Here is a 20,318-nt window from a genome sequence, read left to right as displayed (position 1 = left end):
GCGCGTCTCCGGCCACGTCTCCGCGTCACCGGCTCCAAGGACACCGGCGAGGGCGCGGCCCGGAAGATCCGGGGATCGCCACGGTCGTGACCACCCGTACGGCGCTGGGCGTGCGGGGCGTCGAACCGAACCCGAACCGCACGGGCGGCAGGACCGGCGCCGGCGGGCCTTGGTCCCGGCCGTCGTACACCGTGCCGGCCGACACGACCGGGAGCAGGTCGAGGGCGCCGTACCATTCGCGCCGCCCGCCGCCCGCGCTGCCCCGGGTGCGCACGCCGAGCAGCAGCCTCGCGGGCGGGTCCGTCAGCACCGTCCAGGCCGGCCGGGCGGCGAGCGGCGCGGGCACGGCGCGCAGGAGACGGCCCATGAGGCCCCGCCGGCCGGTGGTGAGGCGCAGCTCCAGCGGGCCGGCCGTGATCTCCCAGCGCCGGCCCTCGACCCGTACGACGACGGGGGTGACCTCCACCTCGTCGAAGGCGTAGGTCGCGGCGATGAAGTCGGCGGTCCGCCGGGAGGGCGCCAGCAGCAGCCGGTGCCCGTCCGCCCGCTCGATCATGACGTCGCTGAACCGCCCGAACGGCGAGCGGGTCCAGTGGCCCAGCACCACCCGGGTGCCGGACGCCGTGCCGGTCCCGACGATCCATCCCTCGAAGCGCAGCCGCGTCGGCCGGCCGGGCACCGCGTCACCGCGGACGCGGCGCGGACCGGGCGCTGCCCCGCGGCTTCCCGCACCCCGGCCTCCCGTACCTCCACCAGGCCACCGGCCGGCCCGCCTGCATCGCCGCGTCGAGCAGGTACGTGGGGCGGATCCGGCCGAGGGGTACGTAGACGAGGTCGACGGCCGGCAGGGTCACGGCGGACCCGACGCCCGCCCGGCGCGCCTGGCCGAGGGATTCCGGGGCCGGACCGGTGCGCAGCAGGCTCCAGCCGGTCGTGGCGAGCAGCCCCGCCGTCGCCCGCTGGAGCCGGACGTCGGTCTTCGGACCGAAGACCCACTCGAAGCTGCGCGGGTGCAGCGGGGGCCAGCCGCCGCCGACGAGATGGAACAGGCCCTGGGTGCGGGCGACGGTCACCGCGCTCATCGGCTTCCTCCCGGTCACCTCATGATCCCCCTGGACACCACCGGTCCCGAGTGACCCGCGCGTGTCCCGGCAAACCGGCCGGCGCGGGTCAGAGGACCAGGAGCAGGGCGGCCAGGGCGGCGAGACCGGCGCACACCGCCAGTGCCACGCCCACGCAGCGCCGCCGCAGCTCGGCGTACCGCTGCTCGTACTCGCCCCGCAGCGACACGCACCGGGCCGCGATGCGTTCGAGGTCGGCCCGGGCCCGCAGCAGACTGTCGGCGACGTACCGCCGCTCGACCTCCTCGCGCTGGGCCGTCGTCAGCCAGTCCAGGGAGCCGGCGAACTCCCGCGCGCGCTGCTCCGCCTCCGCGACCCTGGCCTGCCACAGCAGGTAGCCCTCGACCTGGTTGCCGAGGTCGCCGCTCACTCCGGCCCCCTGCTGGGGCAGACCGCTCACCCCCGGCCCCGGTCGCTCGTGATCGCGGCGGTGTGGCCCTCCTGCTCCAGCATCGCGATGTCCGGGTGGTGCAGGTCGAACGCCGGGGATTCGCTGCGGATCCGCGGCAGGGTGAGGAAGTTGTGCCGCGGCGGCGGACAGGTGGTGGCCCACTCCAGCGAGCGGCCGTAGCCCCAGGGGTCGTCCACGCCGACCGGCTTGCCGAACTTGGCCGTCTTCCAGACGTTGTAGAGGAACGGCAGCATCGACAGGCCGAGCAGGAAGGAGCCGATGGTGGAGAGCGTGTTCAGCGCGGTGAAGCCGTCGGCGGCCAGGTAGTCGGCGTACCGGCGCGGCATGCCCTCGGCGCCCAGCCAGTGCTGGACCAGGAAGGTGGTGTGGAAGCCGACGAACAGCGTCCAGAAGCAGATCTTGCCGAGACGCTCGTCGAGCATCTTGCCGGTCCACTTCGGCCACCAGAAGTGGAACCCGGCGAACATCGCGAAGACGACGGTGCCGAAGACGACGTAGTGGAAGTGGGCCACCACGAAGTACGAGTCGGAGACGTGGAAGTCCATGGGCGGGGAGGCCAGGATGACGCCGGTCAGCCCGCCGAAGAGGAAGGTCACGAGGAAGCCGGCCGCCCAGAGCATGGGCGTCTCGAAGGACAGGCTCCCCTTCCACATCGTGCCGATCCAGTTGAAGAACTTCACACCGGTCGGCACGGCGATCAGGAAGGTCATGAAGGAGAAGAACGGCAGCAGCACACCACCGGTGACGTACATGTGGTGGGCCCACACCGTCACGGAGAGACCGGCGATGGCGATGGTGGCGGCGACGAGGCCCATGTAGCCGAAGATCGGCTTGCGGGCGAAGACCGGGATGACCTCCGTGACGATCCCGAAGAACGGCAGCGCGATGATGTACACCTCGGGATGGCCGAAGAACCAGAAGAGGTGCTGCCACAGCAGGGGGCCGCCGTTGGCCGCGTCGTACACGTGGGCGCCGAAGATGCGGTCCGCGGCCAGCGCGAACAGCGCGGCGGCCAGCACCGGGAAGGCCAGCAGGACCAGGACACCGGTCAGCAGCACGTTCCACACGAAGATCGGCATGCGGAACATGGTCATGCCCGGGGCGCGCATGCAGATGACCGTGGTGATGAAGTTGACCGCGCCGAGGATGGTGCCGAAGCCGGAGAAGGCCAGGCCCAGGATCCACATGTTCCCGCCGACCCCGGGGGTGCGGATCGCGTCGGACAGGGGGGCGTAGGCGAACCAGCCGAAGTCGGCCGCGCCCTGCGGGGTGAGGAAGCCGCCGACCGCGATGAGCGAGCCGAACAGGTACAGCCAGTAGGCGAACATGTTCAGCCGGGGGAACGCCACGTCGGGCGCGCCGATCTGGAGCGGCATGATCCAGTTGGTGAAGCCGGCGAACAGCGGGGTGGCGAACATCAGCAGCATCACGGTGCCGTGCATCGTGAACAGCTGGTTGTACTGCTCGTTCGAGATCAACTGGAGCCCGGGACGGGCCAGTTCGGCCCGGATGATCAGCGCCATCAGCCCGCCGACCAGGAAGAACCCGAACGACGTCGCCAGATAGAGGGTGCCGATCGTCTTGTGGTCGGTGGTGGTCAGCCACTTCACCACGACATTGCCGGGCTGCTTGCGCCGGACCGGCAACTCGTTCTCGTACGAGTCCTCGGCTGGGGCGCCACCGCCCTGGGGTTCGTTGAGGATGCTCACCAGTCGTCCGTCTCCCGATGCTCGCCGTCCGCCCACGACAGGACGTCGGTCACCCGCCATCCTCACCACGCGAGGCCGCGCCCGGGGCCCTGAGCGTGCGACGTGCGGCCATTCGGATGACGGATACACCCGACCGGCCCAACGAGCCGCGGCCCCACCCCACCCGGCACGGCCCCGGACCGGCGGGGGCCGCGGCGGCTAGGATCCCGGGCATGGCCCTGACCCTGAGCGACGTGGAGCGGTTCGAGGCGGCCCGGCCCCGGCTGGAGGCCATCGCCTATCGCCTGCTCGGCTCCGCGAGCGAGGCCGAGGACGCCGTGCAGGAGACGTTCCTGCGCTGGCAGGCCGCCGGCGCCGACCACATCCAGGTCCCCGAGGCCTGGCTGACGAAGGTGCTCACCAACCTCTGCCTCAACCAGCTCACCTCGGCCCGCGCGCGGCGCGAGACCTACGTGGGCCAGTGGCTGCCCGAGCCGCTGCTCGCCGGGGACCCGATGCTGGGCCCGGCCGACACCGCGGAACAGCGCGAGTCGGTGTCGTACGCCGTTCTCACGCTGCTGGAGCGCCTGTCCCCGGGCGAGCGGGCGGTGTACGTGCTGCGGGAGGCCTTCGACTACCCGCACCGGGAGATCGCCGGGATCCTCGACATCAGCGAGGCCGCGAGCCAGCAGATCTTCCACCGGGCCAAGAAGCACGTCGCGGACGGCAAGGCCCGTACCGAGATCGACGAGGCCGCCGCCCGGCGGATCGTCGAGGAGTTCCTCTCCGCCGCCACCAGCGGCCGGACCGAGCCGCTGGTACGGCTGCTCACCCAGGACGCCGTCTCGGTCGGCGACGGCGGCGGCAAGGTCCCGGCCCGCACGAAGGCGTTCGAGGGCGCGCTCGCGGTCGCGAAGTTCATGCGGGGCCTGTTCAAGCCCGGCCCGGCCAAGCGCAACCTGGTCGGCGGCTCGCCCGGGATCTACGCCGCCACCGCCAACGGCGGGCCGGCCGTCGTCGCGGTCCTCGACGGGCGGGTCATCGGCGTCATCTGCCTGGAGGTCACCGCCGACGGCATCCGCGCGCTGCGCAGCCAGGCCAACCCCGACAAGCTCGAACGCGCGACCCGGCACTGGGCGGCCACCGACCACGGCGAACCCCTGCTCCACGCCTTCTGACCCCGGGCTCCACGCTCACCGACCCCGATGTGATGTGCTTCACACCGTGTTCCTGTCAGGAAACGGCGGGCCGCCCGGTTCAAGGGGCGAATCCGCTCAAGACAGGAGTCAGGAAATGCAGCACCGCATCGTCGTCCTCGGAGCCGGATACACCGGAGCCATCACCGCCGGACGCCTCGCCAGGCGGCTGCGCCCCGAAGACGTCGCCATCACCCTCGTCAACGCCGAGCCCGACTTCGTGGAGCGCGTCCGGCTGCACCAGCTCGCCACCGGCCAGGACCTCACGCCCCGTCCGTTCAGCGAGATGTTCGCGGGCACCGGTGTGCGGCTGAGGCTCGCCCGGGTCACCGGCGTCGACGTCGACCGCAGGACCGTCGCCGTCACCGACGCGGACGGCGCCGGGGAACTGGAGTACGACACCCTCGTGTACGCCCTGGGCAGCGGCTGGAACGACGCGGGCGTCCCCGGCGCGGCGGAGCACGCCCACGAGATCGCGGGCCGTGCCGGAGCGCTGCGGCTGCGCGAGCGCCTGGCCGGGCTGGCGGCCGGGCAGCCGGTGGTCGTGGTCGGCGGCGGTCTCACCGGTCTGGAGGCGGCGGCCGAGATCGCCGAGGCCCGCCCGGACCTCGATGTCGCCCTCGCCGCCCGCGGCGGCCTCGGCGACTGGCTCTCCGCCAAGGGCCGCGCCCACGTGCGCAAGGTCCTCGCCGGGCTCGGCGTCACCGTGCACGAGAACACCTCCGTCACCGCCGTGGCGGCCGACCACGTCACCACCGCCGACGGCGCCTCGGTCCCGGCTGCGGTCACCGTGTGGACCACCGGCTTCGCCGTCCACCCGATCGCGCGGGCCACCGGCCTGGAGGTCACCGGCACCGGGCAGATCGTGGTCGACCGGTCCATGCGCTCGGTCTCGCACCCGGACGTGTACGCCGTCGGTGACGCGGCCCTGGTGAGGGGCCCCGGCGACAAGCCGCTGCGGATGTCGTGCGCCTCGGGCGTCCCCACCGCCTGGCAGGCCGCCGACGCCATCGCGGCGCGCCTGACCGGCGGCAAGCTCCCGAAGGTGCCGCTGCGCTACTTCAACCAGTGCATCTCGCTGGGCCGCAAGGAGGGCCTGATCCAGTACGTCACCGCCGACGACCGCGCGGTGCGGGCGGCCCTGACCGGCCGGATCGCCGCCGTCTACAAGGAACTGGTCTGCAAGGGCGCGGCCTGGGGCGTCGCCAACCCGCTCCTCGTACCCGCCCCGCGGCGGCGCGTGGTGCGGGAGCGCGCGGAAGCGGTGGCACCGGCGAACGCGCCGGCCTGAGCCCGCGGTTCGGTCCGGGGCTCCGCCTCCGGCGGGCGAACGGCGTCCGGCGCCCCCCGCGGCCCACACCGGTTGTCGTCGGCGGTTCGCGGCGACAACCGGGCGGCGCGGGCCGTGGCGCCCTCGCACGGCACGCGGCTCGTGGCCGAACCGTGTGCCGCGCCGGACGCGGTGCGCGGGTCCGGCCCGCTCGGGGTCCGGGTGCCACATCCCACGCCGCTCACACCCGTGAACCGGGATGCCGCGGTCACCGGGAGGTCACCAGCGCCAGGCGTCCTCGTCGGCGCGGGCGGCCGGGGCGGGCGTGGCGGGCGTGGCCGAAGCGGCCGGGGGCGCGTCGTGGCAGGTGAAGCCGAGCCGGGTCAGCGCCCGGCGCATCTCGCCCGACGTGAAGTCGCGGCGGTCCTGCTTGGTGATCACTTCCCCGACCTGCATGACGGGGTAGACGCGGCGGCCGATGCTCACCGAGACACCGGTGACCGGTTCGGGCGAGATCCCGCTCATCGACTGCTCGACCTCGCTCTTGATCAGGTCGAAGGGGAAACGGGCGATGACACAGCGCATGGCGGACTCCACGGGGTTGGGGGAGGGACAGCGGAGGGATCGACCGTAGGCTCGCCCCGGACGAGGGGGGCGAATCCCGGTACCTGGACTACGAGTTGTTCCTGGGGGCGGAGCGACGGGTGCGAGCGGCTGCCCCACGGCCGGCGGCGCGCCCCCGGCGACCGCGCGAGGCGGATCCGGTGCGCTCGCTCCGTTCGGCGGCCGGCGCGGTGATCGTGACGGGTACGCCGGAGGGGGTGCGGGCGCCGGTGATGCGGTGCAGTTCGGCCTCGCCCGGACGGACCCGGACGGTACGCGCGCTGATGCCCGCGTCGGCCATCAGGCGGTCCATCGCACGGCGCTGGTGCGGCAGGACCAGGGTGACGACCGTGCCGGACTCGCCGGCCCGGGCGGTACGGCCGCCCCGGTGCAGGTAGTCCTTGTGGTCCCCGGGCGGGTCGACGTTGACGACGAGGTCGAGGCCGTCGACGTGGATGCCGCGGGCGGCGACGTTGGTCGCCACCAGGACCGTGACGTGGCCGTCCTTGAACTGGGCGAGCGTGCGGTTGCGCTGCGGCTGGGACTTGCCGCCGTGCAGGGCCGAGGCCCGCACCCCGACGGACAGCAGGTGCTTGGCCATCCGGTCGACCGCGTGCTTGGTGTCCAGGAACATGATCACCCGCCCGTCCCGGGCGGCGATCTCGGTCGCGGCGGTGTGCTTGTCGTCGTCGTGCACGTGCAGCAGATGGTGCTCCATGGTGCTGACGGCTCCCGCGGACGGGTCGACCGAGTGCACGACGGGGTCGTGGAGGTAGCGCCGTACCAGCAGGTCGATGTTGCGGTCCAGGGTGGCCGAGAACAGCAGCCGCTGGCCGCCGTCGGCGACCTGGTCGAGCAGGGCGGTCACCTGCGGCATGAAGCCCATGTCGGCCATCTGGTCGGCCTCGTCCAGAACGGTGACGGCGACCTGGTCCAGCCGGCAGTCGCCCCGCTCGATGAGGTCCTTCAGGCGGCCGGGCGTGGCGATGACGACCTCGGCGCCGCCGCGCAGCGCGCTCGCCTGACGGCCGATGGACATGCCGCCCACCACCGTGGCGAGCCGCAGCCGCAGGGCGCGGGCGTACGGGGTGAGCGCGTCGGTGACCTGCTGGGCCAGTTCCCGGGTGGGGACGAGGACGAGCGCGAGCGGCTGCCGGGGCTGGGCCCGCTGCCCGTCCAGGCGGGCCAGCAGCGGCAGACCGAAGGCGAGGGTCTTGCCCGAGCCGGTGCGCCCGCGGCCCAGGACGTCCCGGCCGGCCAGCGCGTTCGGCAGCGTGGCCGCCTGGATCGGGAAGGGCACGGTGACGCCTTCGGTGCCGAGCGCGGCCAGCAGACGTGCGGGCATGTCCAGCTCGGCGAACGTCTCGACCGCCGGCAGCGGTTCGGTGAGGGTGACCGGCAGGGCGAACTCCTGCCGGCGGGTGCCGGAGCGCGGGCCCGCGCCGCTCCTGCGTCCGGTGACCGGGCGGGAGCCCTGCCGGCCCTGCTCCTGCGTACGGGAACGGCCGCCGCGCGTGCCGCCGGCCGTCCGGCTGGACGTCCGGTCCGCGCGGAAGCGGCCTGTGTCGCCGCCGGTGCGACGGGTGCGGTTCATGAGGGAACCTTCCTCGATGCGGCGTATCGAGGAATTCCGCCCAGCGGTGAACGAGCCGCGCGTGGATTCACAAGAATGAGCCGACGGAAATGCGAAAATCCGGCCCGGGCCGGTAAAACAATGGGCTGGGGCCCGCACCTTGAGGGCGCGGGCCCCAGCACCATGCAGCGCGTCAGCGTCAGGCGGGAACGATGTTCTCGGCCTGCGGGCCCTTCTGGCCCTGCGTGACGTCGAAGGTAACCTTCTGGCCTTCCTGAAGCTCGCGGAAGCCGGAGGTGGCGATGTTCGAGTAGTGGGCGAACACGTCGGCGCCGCCGCCGTCCTGCTCGATGAAGCCGAAGCCCTTTTCCGCGTTGAACCACTTCACGGTGCCAGATGCCATATTGAATCTCCCTAGGGGGGCAATGCCGGACTCCGCACTTTACGGAGCCGAGTCGCTGCGATGATCACCCCTCCGGAAGAATCCGGAAAGCTCTGCAAAGAAAAAATCTCTGGCAACCAAAACTGCAACTGCTATCACGCTAACACAGGCAGGCCGGAAGCCCCATGTGTTTTCGCGCTCGTCCAGGAATTCTCATGTCGTCGCGGTCGGAAATTCTGTAGCGGCGGGGCTAGGTATCCGTATCGCCTTCGCCGAGCCGCCGATGCATGTCCCGGTTCACGCGCAGCGCGTCGTCGAGCTGGTCCTCCAGGGAGATGATGCGGCACGCCGCCTCGATCGGCGTGCCCTGGTCCACCAGCTCACGGGCGCGGGCGGCGATGCGCAGCTGGCGGCGCGAGTACCGGTGGTGGCCGCCCTCCGAACGCAGCGGGGTGATCAGCTCGGCGTCGCCGATGGCCCTGAGGAAGGCGGGAGTCGTGCCGAGGACGTCGGCGGCCCGCCCCATCGTGTAGGCGGGGTAGTCGTCGTCGTCCAGGTTGTCGGCGGCGGGGGCGTTCTCAGCGGGCATAGCACCTTCGTCTCGGGGACGCGGCGAGGAACCCGGGCCCGTGCGGCACCCGTGCTCCGAGGTGTTCGGTACCCTCCGCGTCGTCCGACAACCCTAACTCCGGGGGCCAGGAGATCTGTCCTCGCCGTGACAGACTTCCTCCCTACGGCCGCCGCAGCAGGCCCCGCTCCAGGGCCACCACCACCGCCCTCGTCCGGTCGTTCACGTCGAGCTTGGCGAACAGGCGCAGCAGATGCGTCTTCACCGTGGCCTCCGCGATCATCAGGCGTCTGCCGATCTCGGCGTTGGTGAGGCCGTCCGCGACGGCGTCGAGGACGTCGGTCTCGCGGTCGGTCAGCGGGTCGTGCACGGGCCGCCGCATCCGCGCCACCAGCTTCTCGGCGACCCGGGGCGCCAGGACCGTCTCGCCGCGCGCCGCCGCGTGGACGGCGTCGACCAGCTGCTCCCGGGTGGTGTCCTTGAGCAGGTAGCCGATGGCACCGGCCTCCACCCCGCGCTCGATGTCGGCGTCGGTGTCGTACGTCGTCAGGATCAGCACCCGGGTCCGCGGGTGGCGGGCGACGATCTCGGTGGTCGTCGCCACCCCGTCGAGCACGGGCATCCGCAGGTCGACCAGGGCCACGTCGGGGTCGTACCGCTCCACGAGGGCGAGCGCCGCGCGCCCGTCGCCCGCCTCCCCGACGATCTCGATGCTGTCCTCGCCGGCGAGCAGGGCGAGGACCCCGGCCCGCATGACGGTGTGGTCGTCCACCACCACGACGCGCAGTGGTCCCGTGCTCATGCCTCCACCTCACCCGTCAGGGGGACCACCGCCAGGATCCGCGTCCCGTCGCCCACCGAACTCGTCACCGTGAGCCTCCCGCCCAGTTCCGCCAGACGCTTGCGCATGCCGTCGAGCCCGAAGCCCCGCGACTCCTCCACCACGAACCCGGTGCCGTCGTCGGTGACCTCCAGCTCCACACCGTACGGACGCCGGGCCAGCACCACCCCGACCGTGGACGCGCGCGCGTGCTTGCGCACGTTGGCCAGGGACTCCTGGGTGCAGCGCAGCAGCGCGATCCGGGTCTGCTGGTCGCACTCCGGGTCCGCGAGGTCGGCCACCACGGTGAGCCCCGTGTCCTCCGCGAAGCGGTCCAGCGTGCGGCGCAGGGTCCGCGCCACCGAGCCGGTCGCCACCCGGCCCGGACCGGGCTGTCGGGCCGAGCCGACCAGCTCCCGGGCCTCGGCAAGGTTCTCCCGGGCGGTGGACTCGATCGACCGCAACTGCTGGGCGCTGCGCGCCGGATCGCCGGCCATGCCGGCCCGTGCCGCCTCCGCGAGCACGATGATCGACGCGAAGCCCTGCGCGAGCGTGTCGTGGATGTCCCGTGCGATGCGTTCCCGTTCGTCCGCCGCGCCCTGCCGCTGGTGCGCCTCGGACAGCTGCGCCTGGGTCCGCTCCAACTCCTCGATGAGCCGCGCCCGTTCGCTGCTCTGCTCGACGACCGAGTGCGCCCACAGACCGATCAGCACGCCCACCGCGACCACGATCAGGGTGGAGACCACCGTCTCGCCGAAGAACTCCGCCGACCAGCCCTGCCGGACCAGGGCCCCGGTCAGCGTGGAGCCGGTGGCCAGCGCCAGGAAGACCATCGAGCCCCGGGGCGTGCGCCCGAACATCCAGTAGTGCGGCAGCGTCACCATGAACAGCGCCGCGTAGCTGCTGCCCAGGTACGCCAGCCCGCCGAGTGCGAGCACGAGCACCGAGAGGTAGACGTGCGGACGGACGACGGGATTCCCCGGGAAGCGGTCGAGCGCCGCGTAGCACAGCACCACGCAGGCGAGCAGTCCGAGCGCCTGGTAGGCGCTCCCGCCGGGCGGGGCCGTGGCCACCAGCCCGACGGCCATCGCCCCGAACAGCGCCCAGCACACCGTGTTCCACCGGCGCAGCGACGTGGCCCACAGGGCACCGGACGAGGGGTCGGCGAGTGCGGTCATACCGATCAACGTACGTCGGCCACCGCTCGCCCGTCCGCCGGATGCGCCAGGGCCCCGGCCCGGGGTCCCGCCGGCCGCGCGGGCCACCAACTCGCCTCGCCGAGCAGCAGCATCGCCGCCGGCAGGACCATGACCCGGACGATGAACGCGTCGAGCAGCACGGCGACCGCGAGGACGAATCCGATCTGCTTCATCTCGATGATGTGCAGGAAGACGAAACTGACGAAGACGGTCGTCATCACCACGGCCGCGCTGGTCACCACGCTCGCCGACCTGCGGATGCCGTCGAGCACGGCCTGCCGCGTGGACGCGCCCGCGAGCACGGCCTCCCTGATCCGGCTCACCACGAACACCTGGTAGTCCATCGAGAGCCCGAAGAGGATCACGAAGAGGAACAGGGGTACGCGCGATCCGATCGAGCCGGTGGAGTGGAAGTCCAGCATCCCCTCGGCCCACGTCCCCTGGAAGACGAGGACGAGCAGGCCGAGCGAGGCCGCCGCGGAGAGCAGGTTCAGGACGACCCCGATGAGGGCCAGCACCAGCGAGCGGAACGCGTACGCGGTCATCGCGAACGTGACGAGCAGCAACGCCCCGAGGACCAGCGGGAGCTTGCCGTTCTGGTGGGCGGGGTAGTCGGTGTACCGGGCCACGTCGCCGCTCACCGCGGACTCGGCTCCGCCGACCCGGCCGACGGTCGCGGGCAGGTACCGCTCGCGGAGACGGTGCAGGGAGTCGTACGCCTGCTCGGAGTCGCCCAGGTACGGCACCCTCAGTTCCAGGACGCTGATCCGGTGGTCGGCCGAGGTCCGGACCGGCGAGGCGCCGCTGAACAGCGGGTCGGCGCCGGCGCGCCGGGCCAGCTCGCGCAGTGCCCCGACGACCTCCCCGGAGCGCGCGGCATCGGCGCGTACGACGACCTGGTGGGTGACCCGCTGCTCCGGGAACGCCTCGTTGAGGCGGTCGTAGACCCGCATGACCGGGATGTCCCGGGAGTGCGTGTCCCGGCTCATCTCGGTGATCTTCAGCCCGGCCAGCGGGGTGGCGAGCGCGAGCAGGGCGAGGACGGAGACGCACAGGGTGGCCGCCGGGTGCCTGCGCGCCGGCCGCAGCAGGGCGTTCCACACCCGGCCGCCGCTGTCGCCGCCACGCGTCCGGCGCGGCGGCTTCCCGCGCCCGGCCCGGCGCAGCGCCCCGCGCTCGGCCCGCCGCCCGAGCATGACCAGCAGGGCGGGCAGCGCCGTCAGCGAACTGGCCACCGCGACCAGGACGACCACGATCGTGCCGGTGGCCAGCGAGGAGAAGATGACGTCGGAGGCGAGGTACAGCGTCGCGGTGGACGCCACGACCGCGAACCCCGAGACCACGACCGCCCGGCCCGAGGTCGCCGCGGCCAGTTCCACCAGCGCCTCGGCGCTCAGCCGGCCGGCCGCGCGGGCGCGCTCCTCGCGCTCCCGCTTGAGGTGGAAGAGGGTGTAGTCCACGCCGACCGCGAGGCCGATCATGAGGATGACGTTCGTGCCGACCCCGGCGTCGGGGGAGACGTGCGAGGCCACCATCGACAGGCCGACGGCCGCCGCGATCGACGACAGCGCGAGCAGCAGCGGCACCCCGGCCATGGTCACGGACCCGAAGACGACCAGCAGGGTGATCAGGGTGACGGGAAGGGTGATCTTCTCGGAGAGCGCCAGGTCATGGCCGCGCTGCTCGTCCACGCCCTTGCTGATGGAGGGACTCCCGGTCTCTTCGAGGAGCAGCGCGGGACGGGCCCTGCCCACCGCCTCCGTCTGCGCGAGCAGCGCGTCGACCTTGTCCTTCGCGTCCCGTTCCTCGCCCTTCAGGGCCACCGCGACCATGAGGGTCCGGCGGTCCCCGGACGACACGGGAGCGTCCACGCCGGCGACGTCGGGCAGCCGCTCCATCCGCGAGGTCAGCTCCTCGGCGGCGTCCCGGGCCGCCGCCCGGTCGAGAGGACCCGACCGGGCCGAGATCAGCACCTGCTCGGTCGGGAGCCGTTCCAGGTGCCCCTCGGCGGCCATCGCCTCCGCCCGCCCGGCCTCCCCGACCCGGTAGTCGGCCGTCGTCGCGCTGTGCGTGCCGACGGCACCGCCGACCCCCAGGCACACCCCCACGAACACCAGCCAGCCGACCAGGGCCCGCCAGGGATGCCGGGCGCTCCAACGCGCCGTCCGTACGGTGAGTGAATTCATACGGAAAGGCTCGCTGCGGGGCCCGATCGGCGGACAGAGGTGCCCGGTTGAACTTGCCGTCCACCGATCGGTGGACGGGGGAGAGTGTGCTCACCGTCCCCGGCCCCGTCCCCGGCTCGGGGACGGCCGGCTCGGTCATGTGTGGGGCTCCGCCGCGCTGCTCTCCGGTCGACCGGGTCGTCCGGGGCGAGCGTGGTCAGGTCGGTGCCGCACGCGTGGCCTTCCTCCGTGACCAGGACCGCGCCGATGTGCTCGTCCGCCGATGCGATACGTGGGGCGGTGTACGCATCTGTCTCCGTGGGCACCCGTCAGCCACTCCCACCCCTCGGGCAACGCCCTGACCGCACCAGCGGGAGGAAGCATGATCAGCCATCGGCATCTGGTGGAAGAGGTGGCGTCACGGGCCCGCCTCGGCGACGAGGAGGCCGCCGACGCCGCCGTGCACCTCGTCCTCGCGGCGCTGAGCAGTCGCCTCGACCCGCCGCACCGGGACCATCTGCGGCAGGCCGTACCGCCCCATGAACGCGGCGCGCTGGAAATCGGCGCGCAGCGGCACGAGGCCGAGGCGCGGCGAGGCGGCGAGGCACCGCACGAGGCGGCCGACCCGCTCGACGCGTTGCTGGCCGACGTGGCCCGGCCCGTGGACGCCACCCCGGAGCAGGCGCTGTTCCTGGCGCAGACGGTCGTCTCCCGGATCACGGCCGGGGACACCGGTCTGGAGGCCGACCTGCGCGGCGCCCTTCCGGAGGCGTTCGGGCCGCTGTTCACCGAACCCGGCCCGCCGTCCGGAGGGTCGGACCGCTGACCCCCGGGGCGGGCGGCCACCTGATCCGCCCGCCCCGGCCCCGCTGTCGGCCCCTTCCATTATGGACTTGCCGGTCCATTTTTTGCGGCGCACAGTGGTCCGCACACCGCGAGACAAGGGAGATCGCGCCATGAGCGGACGGCTGCGGGACAAGACGGCACTGGTCACGGGATCGACCAGCAACATCGGACAGGCGATCGCGGAGGCGTTCGCCGCGGAGGGGGCTCACGTCATCGTCTCCGGGCGGAACCGGGAACGGGGGACACAGGTCGTCGAAGGGATCCGCGCGTCCGGCGGCCGGGCCGACTTCCTGGCGGCGGACCTCGACGGCAGCGCCGAGGCCTCCCAGGACCTCGCCGCCCGGGCCCGCGAGACCCTGGGCGGGCGGATCGACATCCTGGTCAACAACGCGGGCGTCTACCCGGCCCCCGGCACCATCGCCACCGACGAGAAGACCTTCGACCAGGTCTACGCGGTGAACGTCAAGGCGCCGTTCTTCCTCACGGCGGCCGTCGTCCCGGGCATGACGGAGTCCGGTGGCGGGGCGATCGTCAACCTCGGCTCGTGGATCGCCCGCCTCGGCGTTCCGCTCGGCGCGCTCTACAGCTCCACCAAGGGGGCTATGGAGACGCTCACCCGGGCGTGGGCCGCGGAGTTCGGTCCGCTGGGCGTCCGGGTGAACGCCGTCTCGCCGGGCGTGATCCTGCCCCCGGCGCCGCAGGGCGGCGAGCCCCATCCGGGCGAGATCATGATGAAGGGCACCCCGGCCGGCGGGGTCGGCACGCCGGACGCCATCGCCCACGCCGCGGTCTGGCTGGCCAGTGACGAGGCGGCCTTCGTGCACGGAACCGTGGTGGACGTCGACGGGGGCAGGACGGGCGTCGCCGTCATCGCCGCGTAGTGCCGGTCAGCCGCTGATCAAGAAGATCGTAAGAACCACGCGCTCCGCTTCCTCCGGCCACAACCTTCCGTTCCGGCGGGCCGTCCAACGGGCGCCCGGTGCCGGTCAGTGTGCCGGGGTCTGTTCCGTCCCATGTGGGGGATGTCATGAGTTCTGTCTCCGTCGGGCGCGTGCTGCGCCGCGGGGCGTGTGCCGGAGCGGTCGGAGCGCTGGTCGCCGCCGGGTTCGGGAGCGGGGCCGCCTTTGCCGACGAGGGCGCGCAGAGCGACCAGTTGTGGATCCAGGCGCCCTACGAGCAGGCGGTCACCGTCGCTCCGGACGGCGGCGAGGCGCCGTACCGGTCGCTGGCGCTCGGCCTGTACCACGACAACGCCGGTTTCACCGTCACCGGCGGGCGCCTGACCGTCGACGTCTCCGGACTCGCCGGGGTCGCGGACGTGTCCTGGCCCGCCAACTGCACGCCGGACGACGCCGGTACGGTCGCCGTGTGCGACACCGGGGACGTGCCGACCCGCTACAGCGCGCAGGTGCAGCTCAAGGTGCGGGCCGCCGCCGGCGCCGCCGTGGGAGCGCAGGGGGCGGTCGAGTACTCCGCCACGGCCACCGGCGGCCCCGACGGCACGCTCACCGCCCCGGAGGGCTCCGCGGAGACCTTCGTCACCGTCGGCTCCGGCCCGGACCTCGGCATCAGCGCCCCGCGGGACGTCACGGGCGTCGCGCCGGGCACCGGCCTTACCGTGCCGTTCTCCGTCACCAACACCGGCAACGAGACCGCCCACGGCTTCAGCGTGAGGATGTGGGCGACGTACGGCCTCGACGTCGTCACCCGCTACCCGCAGTGCACCTACACCGGGCCGGACGACGGCGGCGAGTACACGCCCATGACGTACGTGACCTGCTCCTTCGACACCGACGTCGCGCCCGGGGCCACCGTGGAGCTGCCGGAGCCGCTGCGGCTCGCCGTCACCGGCCACGCGCTGTACGAGCGGTTCGACTACGAGGTCCAGCCCGGCGGTGACGCCACCGACCTGGACGGCTCGGACAACGGCCGCTCCTGGCACATCGACGCCGACAACACCGCCGACTTCGCCGTCCACGGCACCGAGGTGAGCGGCGCGGCCGGCGACACCGTCACCGCCACCTTCCGCTTCGCCAACCGGGGCCCGGCCTGGGTCGGCAACGTCAGCTCCGGCGACCCGGTCGCCGTGATCGACTTCTACCTCCCGGAGGGCACCACCGCCATCTCCGTCCCCGACACCTGCCGTACCGCCTGGACGTCCGGCGACGACCCGGCCGTCGGCCACTACGCCTGCACCCTGCCGATGTGGGCCAAGCCGGACCTGAAGGTCACCTTCCCGTTCCGGCTGCGCGTCGACCGGGTCGTCCCGGACGCGACGGGCCGCGTCGTCGCCCGGCCCGACTCCGGGACGTCCTTCGCCTTCGACCCGAACGGCAAGAACAACTCGGCCACGGTGGTGGTCAACCCGTCCGCCTGAGTCCGGTGAGGGGTACGGCGAGGGTGTGAGGCTTGTTACCTTCGCCCTCGTGTCGGACACCGAACCGGAAGACCGCCGGCCCGCCGGGCAACCGCCCCGGCGGACCCGCGCCGACGGCTTCCCCCCGGCCGGCCCGGACCGGCCCCGGCGCCGCCCCGGCGACCCGCCCGCACGGCCCGCGCCCGGCGCGAACGCCAACCGACGCGCCCGGACCCGCGAGCAACCCTCGACAACGCGGTACCGGGCCCCGGCGGCCGGCGCCGCACTGCTACGGGCCGAGCGGCTCAACACGGCGCTGCGCCGGGCCCCGTCGGGTCGCTCCAGGCTCCTCCGGCCCCCGGCGGGCCACACCGCGCCCCACCCGCCCCCGCAGGGCCACGCCGAGCGGGTCATCGCGGCGCTGCGCCGCGGCCCGGCGGCCTGGGCCGCGCTGCACCGGACCCCGGTGGACTTCCCCGTGCCTCGTCCGGCCCCGGAGGGTCACACCGAGCGGGTCTTCTCACCGCTTCGACGGGTCCCGGAGCGTCGCTCCGGGCTCCACCAGGCACCGGTGGTTGGCGCCGCGCTGCACCGGACCCCGGAGGACTTCATCCACCCGGCCCCGGACGGTCGCTTCGGGCTCCACCGAGCCCCGCTGGCCGACGCCGCGCTGTCGCACCGGACTTCGGAGGACTTCCCCACACCTCACTCGGCCCCGGCAGGCCGCACCGCGCACCCGACCTTGGACAGTGGCTCCGGGCTCCACCGGGCCCACGTGGCCGACGCCGCCCCCCACCCGGCCCCGCATGACTGCGCCGCACCGCACCTGGCCCCGGCGGGCCGCACCGCCCCCCACCCAACCCCGCACGACCACACCGCCCCCCACCCAACCCCGCAGGGGAACCGGTGACAGGGCGGGGGGCTTCCGGGCGGGCGATGTGGCCGTTGTACGCGGCCGGGTTCACCACCGCCTTCGGTGCGCACGGTGTCGCCGCGAGTCTCGGTGGCGGCGCCGACGGCGCGGTCTCCTCGCTGCTCGTCCTCGGTGGACTCCTCGCCCTGTACGACGGCGCCGAGGTGCTCCTCAAACCGCTGTTCGGCACCCTCGCCGACCGCGTCGGCGCCCGGCCCGTGCTGCTGGGCGGGCTCGCCGCCTTCGCCGCCGCGTCCGCGCTGTACGCCGTCGCGGACAGCCCCGGCTGGCTCTGGGCCGCCCGGCTCGGACAGGGAGCCGCGGCCTCCGCCTTCTCGCCGTCCGCCTCCGCGCTGGTCGCCCGGCTCAACCCGGCGGCGCGACACGGCCGGGCGTTCGGCGGGTACGGCTTCCACAAGTCCCTCGGCTACACCCTCGGCCCGCTGCTCGGCGGCGTCCTGGTGTGGGCCGGGGGACTGCGGCTGCTGTTCGCGGTGCTGGCGGCGCTCGGCGCGGCGGTCGCCGTCTGGGCCGCGCTCGCCGTCCCCGCCGTACCCCCGCTGCCCAGGACCCGGCAGACGGTCCTCGACCTGGCCCGGAGGCTGGCCGACCCGTCCTTCCTCGCCCCCACCGCCGCACTCGCCGCGGCGACCGCGGCCCTGTCGGCCGGCGTCGGCTTCCTGCCGGTCTCCGGACGCGCCGCCGGGCTGGGCACGGTCGCGACCGGGGCGGCGGTGTCGGTGCTCGCCGGCTGCGCCGCGGTCGTCCAGCCGCGTGCCGGACGCGCTCTGGACGACGGGCGGCTCACCACGCGGTCCGGTCTGGCCGCGGGACTGCTGGTCACCGCCGCCGGGCTGGCCTGCGCGATGCTGCCGGGCCTGCCGGGCGTCCTCGGCGGCGCCGCCCTGATCGGCGTCGGCACGGGCCTGGTCACACCGCTCGGTTTCGCCGCGCTGGCCGCGCGCACGCCCGCCGAGCGGCTCGGCCAGACCATGGGCACCGCCGAACTCGGCCGCGAACTCGGCGACGCGGGCGGGCCCCTCCTCGTCGCCGCCGTCGCCTCGTCCGCCACGCTCACCTATGGCTTCGGCGCCCTCGCGGCGCTGGTCGGGGCGGGTGCGGTGGTGTCGTCGGCGCGCTGTCGCCGGGTGCGGGCGGTGCGCCGGCCCGGGACGGAGCGGTGAACCGGCCGTACACCCGCCGCGGCCGGCGTACGGCCGAGCGGTGCGGGCAGCCGTGGGGCGAGGCCGTCCACCTCGCCGGGGCGGGCCGGGGCGGGTACCCGGTCAGTCGGCGCATGCGGCTGTCCGGGCCGGTGCGCGCCGGGTCGGGAGGGTTCCCGGCCGCGACGGGGCATACGGAAGATCAGGCGCCGACGGCACCAGGCGACGTACACGCGACCAGGCGACGTACACGCGCGGCGACCCGCGAGCACAGGAGGCCACGACATGGCAGGGGCGGAGCGAACCGGGACCGACCGGCAGCGGCAGCGGGCGAAGCCCCCTGCCCGGCTCGCCGACGCGGTGGAAGCCATCGGCGCCGGGGCGTACGTCGTCGACGAGCAGGGCCTCGTCCTCGCCGCGAACACCCCCGCCGAACGCCTGCTGGGCCGGCCCGCCGCGGACCTGCTCGGCCAGGACGCCCACGACCTGCTGCACCGCGGGCCGCAGGGCCAGCCGCTGCCCACGACGCAGTGCGCCATGCGGCAGGCGTTCCACGCCGGGAGCCCGGCGCAGGGCCACGAGGAGCACTTCCTGCGCGGTGACGGTTCCCTGCTGCCCGTCTCCTGGATGATCACCCCGTACGACCTCGGCGACACCGGCGACCGGCGAACCGGCACGCTCGTCGTCTTCCACACCCCCGAGCACGCCGACTCCGCCGAGCCGCGCCCGGAGCGGGCCACCGAGTCGCTGACCGACTTCGAGCGGCTGGCCCTGCTCGCCGAGACCACCACCCGGCTGACCTCGACCCTCGACGTCGACGAGGCCCTGCGCCGGCTGGTGTCCCTGGTGCTGCCCCGGCTGGCGGACTGGGCCGTCATCGACCTGATCACCGAGCACGACGAGGTCTGGCGCACCGCCGTGGTGCACGCCGAGGGCGACCGCCTGGTGCACCAGGAGGACCTCGAAGGGCCGATGCCGCCGGTGCCCGAGGAGTCGCCGATGCCGCTGTCCCGGGCGCTGCGCGGCGTCGCCTCCGCCCTGGCCGGCCCGGCCACGTACCGGCGTGCCCCGGATTCCGGCATCGCCGTCGAGCAGCGCCGTCTGTTCGAGGCCACGGGCATCCACTCGGCGGCCATCGCCCCCATCCGCGGTACCCGGGAGGTCCTCGGGGCCCTCACCCTGGGCCGGGCCGAGAAGCCGGGGGACTTCACCACCGCCGACCTGCCCCTGCTGGAGGACATCGCCCGGCGCGCCGGGGTGGCGCTGGACAACGCCCGCCTCTACCAGCGCCAGCGCGCGGTCGCCGAGACCATGCAGAACCACCTGCTGCCGCAGATGCCGCGGGTCCCCGGACTCCAGATGGCCGTCCGCTACCTGCCCGCCCCGGACGCCTCCCAGGTCGGCGGCGACTGGTACGACGCCTTCACCCTGCCCGACGGTTCCACCGCCCTGGCCATCGGCGACGTCGTGGGCCACGACCTGGAGGCCGCGGCCGGCATGGCCCAGCTGCGCAACATGCTGCGCGCCTACGCCTGGTCCCAGCAGGAGCCGCCCAGCCGCATCGTCCAGCGGCTCGACGAGGCGATCATGCCCATCACCGACGTCACCATGGCCACCCTCGTCCTCGCCCGGCTCACCCGGACGGACGACGACAACTGGCAGCTGACCTGGACCAACGCCGGCCACCCCCCGCCCCTGCTCATCACCCGCGACGGCCTGGCCGACTACCTCACCGAAGGCCACAGCCTCCTGCTGGGGACGGGGGTCCGCGCGCCCCGCCCCGACGCCAGCGTGCTGCTGCCCCCGGGCTGCACCCTCCTGCTGTACACCGACGGCCTCATCGAGGCACCCGGCCACACCCTGGACGAGGGCCTCAGCCGGCTGCGCCAGCACGCCGCCGCCCTCGCCCACCGCCCGCTGCCGTCCCTCACCGACCAGCTCCTGCGCCGGGTCCACCCGCCCGGCCTCGACGACGTGGCCCTCCTCGCCCTGCGCACACCGCCCCAGCCGGATCCGGGCCGTACGGCGTCCCGGAGACGGTGA

General features: G+C 73.8%; 19 protein-coding genes. 8 read left to right on the top strand and 11 right to left on the bottom strand.

Annotation, left to right across the window (positions count from 1 at the left end):
• Nucleotides 1-25 precede the first annotated feature (25 nt).
• The 4 genes from AQJ11_RS16835 to ctaD form a co-directional block, all read right to left on the bottom strand.
• A complete protein-coding gene (locus tag AQJ11_RS16835; RefSeq protein ID WP_059263602.1) occupies nt 26-679 on the bottom strand; it encodes a hypothetical protein in 654 nt (217 codons plus the stop codon).
• 4 nt (nt 680-683) lie between these two features.
• Entirely contained in the window at nt 684-1,082 is a 399-nt protein-coding gene (locus AQJ11_RS16830) for a hypothetical protein (protein ID WP_059263601.1), read from the bottom strand.
• Nucleotides 1,083-1,170: 88 nt separating this feature from the next.
• Entirely contained in the window at nt 1,171-1,491 is a 321-nt protein-coding gene (locus tag AQJ11_RS16825) for a hypothetical protein (RefSeq protein WP_014673891.1), read from the bottom strand.
• A gap of 26 nt (nt 1,492-1,517) precedes the next feature.
• Nucleotides 1,518-3,242 carry an aa3-type cytochrome oxidase subunit I gene (gene ctaD, locus AQJ11_RS16820; RefSeq protein ID WP_059263600.1) on the bottom strand — a complete coding sequence of 575 codons (1,725 nt, stop codon included), beginning with the start codon at nt 3,240-3,242 and terminating at the stop codon, nt 1,518-1,520.
• A 212-nt stretch (nt 3,243-3,454) separates the two neighbouring features.
• Between ctaD and sigJ the strand changes: the two genes are divergently transcribed.
• The gene (gene sigJ / locus AQJ11_RS16815; RefSeq protein WP_059263599.1) at nt 3,455-4,399 is read left to right on the top strand and encodes an RNA polymerase sigma factor SigJ; all 945 of its coding nucleotides are present in this window, start codon (nt 3,455-3,457) and stop codon (nt 4,397-4,399) included.
• Between the two features lie 115 nt (nt 4,400-4,514).
• On the top strand, nt 4,515-5,708 hold the full coding sequence (locus AQJ11_RS16810; protein WP_059263598.1) for an NAD(P)/FAD-dependent oxidoreductase: 1,194 nt from the start codon (nt 4,515-4,517) through the stop codon (nt 5,706-5,708).
• A 258-nt stretch (nt 5,709-5,966) separates the two neighbouring features.
• Here AQJ11_RS16810 and AQJ11_RS16805 read toward each other — a convergent pair whose 3' ends face one another.
• The 7 genes from AQJ11_RS16805 to AQJ11_RS16775 all read right to left on the bottom strand — a co-directional run bounded on the left by AQJ11_RS16805 (nt 5,967) and on the right by AQJ11_RS16775 (nt 13,018).
• Entirely contained in the window at nt 5,967-6,272 is a 306-nt protein-coding gene (locus tag AQJ11_RS16805) for an SCO5918 family protein (RefSeq protein WP_059263597.1), read from the bottom strand.
• A gap of 88 nt (nt 6,273-6,360) precedes the next feature.
• Nucleotides 6,361-7,884: a DEAD/DEAH box helicase gene (locus AQJ11_RS16800; RefSeq protein WP_059263596.1), complete on the bottom strand. Its 1,524-nt coding sequence runs from the start codon at nt 7,882-7,884 to the stop codon at nt 6,361-6,363.
• A 178-nt stretch (nt 7,885-8,062) separates the two neighbouring features.
• On the bottom strand, nt 8,063-8,266 hold the full coding sequence (locus AQJ11_RS16795; protein ID WP_007383480.1) for a cold-shock protein: 204 nt from the start codon (nt 8,264-8,266) through the stop codon (nt 8,063-8,065).
• A gap of 229 nt (nt 8,267-8,495) precedes the next feature.
• Complete coding sequence (locus tag AQJ11_RS16790; RefSeq protein ID WP_059263595.1) at nt 8,496-8,834, bottom strand: MerR family transcriptional regulator; 339 nt, start codon at nt 8,832-8,834, stop codon at nt 8,496-8,498.
• Nucleotides 8,835-8,976: 142 nt separating this feature from the next.
• Nucleotides 8,977-9,615, bottom strand: coding sequence for a response regulator (locus AQJ11_RS16785; protein WP_059263594.1), 639 nt, complete (start codon nt 9,613-9,615; stop codon nt 8,977-8,979).
• Entirely contained in the window at nt 9,612-10,811 is a 1,200-nt protein-coding gene (locus tag AQJ11_RS16780) for a sensor histidine kinase (RefSeq protein WP_175252213.1), read from the bottom strand. Before AQJ11_RS16780 ends, AQJ11_RS16785 begins: the two co-directional genes overlap by 4 nt.
• 5 nt (nt 10,812-10,816) lie before the next feature.
• On the bottom strand, nt 10,817-13,018 hold the full coding sequence (locus tag AQJ11_RS16775; RefSeq protein ID WP_059263593.1) for an MMPL family transporter: 2,202 nt from the start codon (nt 13,016-13,018) through the stop codon (nt 10,817-10,819).
• 361 nt (nt 13,019-13,379) lie between these two features.
• Between AQJ11_RS16775 and AQJ11_RS16770 the strand changes: the two genes are divergently transcribed.
• From AQJ11_RS16770 to AQJ11_RS16745, 6 genes are all read left to right on the top strand, one after another.
• Complete coding sequence (locus AQJ11_RS16770; protein WP_059263592.1) at nt 13,380-13,823, top strand: DUF2267 domain-containing protein; 444 nt, start codon at nt 13,380-13,382, stop codon at nt 13,821-13,823.
• Between the two features lie 130 nt (nt 13,824-13,953).
• Nucleotides 13,954-14,724: an SDR family NAD(P)-dependent oxidoreductase gene (locus AQJ11_RS16765; protein WP_014673902.1), complete on the top strand. Its 771-nt coding sequence runs from the start codon at nt 13,954-13,956 to the stop codon at nt 14,722-14,724.
• Between the two features lie 146 nt (nt 14,725-14,870).
• Complete coding sequence (locus tag AQJ11_RS16760; RefSeq protein ID WP_208616536.1) at nt 14,871-16,220, top strand: COG1361 family protein; 1,350 nt, start codon at nt 14,871-14,873, stop codon at nt 16,218-16,220.
• Between the two features lie 49 nt (nt 16,221-16,269).
• Nucleotides 16,270-17,109: a hypothetical protein gene (locus tag AQJ11_RS16755; protein ID WP_059263590.1), complete on the top strand. Its 840-nt coding sequence runs from the start codon at nt 16,270-16,272 to the stop codon at nt 17,107-17,109.
• A 26-nt stretch (nt 17,110-17,135) separates the two neighbouring features.
• On the top strand, nt 17,136-18,296 hold the full coding sequence (locus AQJ11_RS16750) for an MFS transporter (protein WP_059263589.1): 1,161 nt from the start codon (nt 17,136-17,138) through the stop codon (nt 18,294-18,296).
• Nucleotides 18,297-18,560: 264 nt separating this feature from the next.
• The gene (locus tag AQJ11_RS16745) at nt 18,561-20,318 is read left to right on the top strand and encodes a SpoIIE family protein phosphatase (RefSeq protein WP_014673907.1); all 1,758 of its coding nucleotides are present in this window, start codon (nt 18,561-18,563) and stop codon (nt 20,316-20,318) included.

Source organism: Streptomyces corchorusii (assembly GCF_001514055.1).
Classification (GTDB): domain Bacteria; phylum Actinomycetota; class Actinomycetes; order Streptomycetales; family Streptomycetaceae; genus Streptomyces; species Streptomyces olivaceoviridis.
Note: the sequence above shows the minus strand (reverse complement) of the source record. Positions and strands in the feature narration are given on the sequence as shown.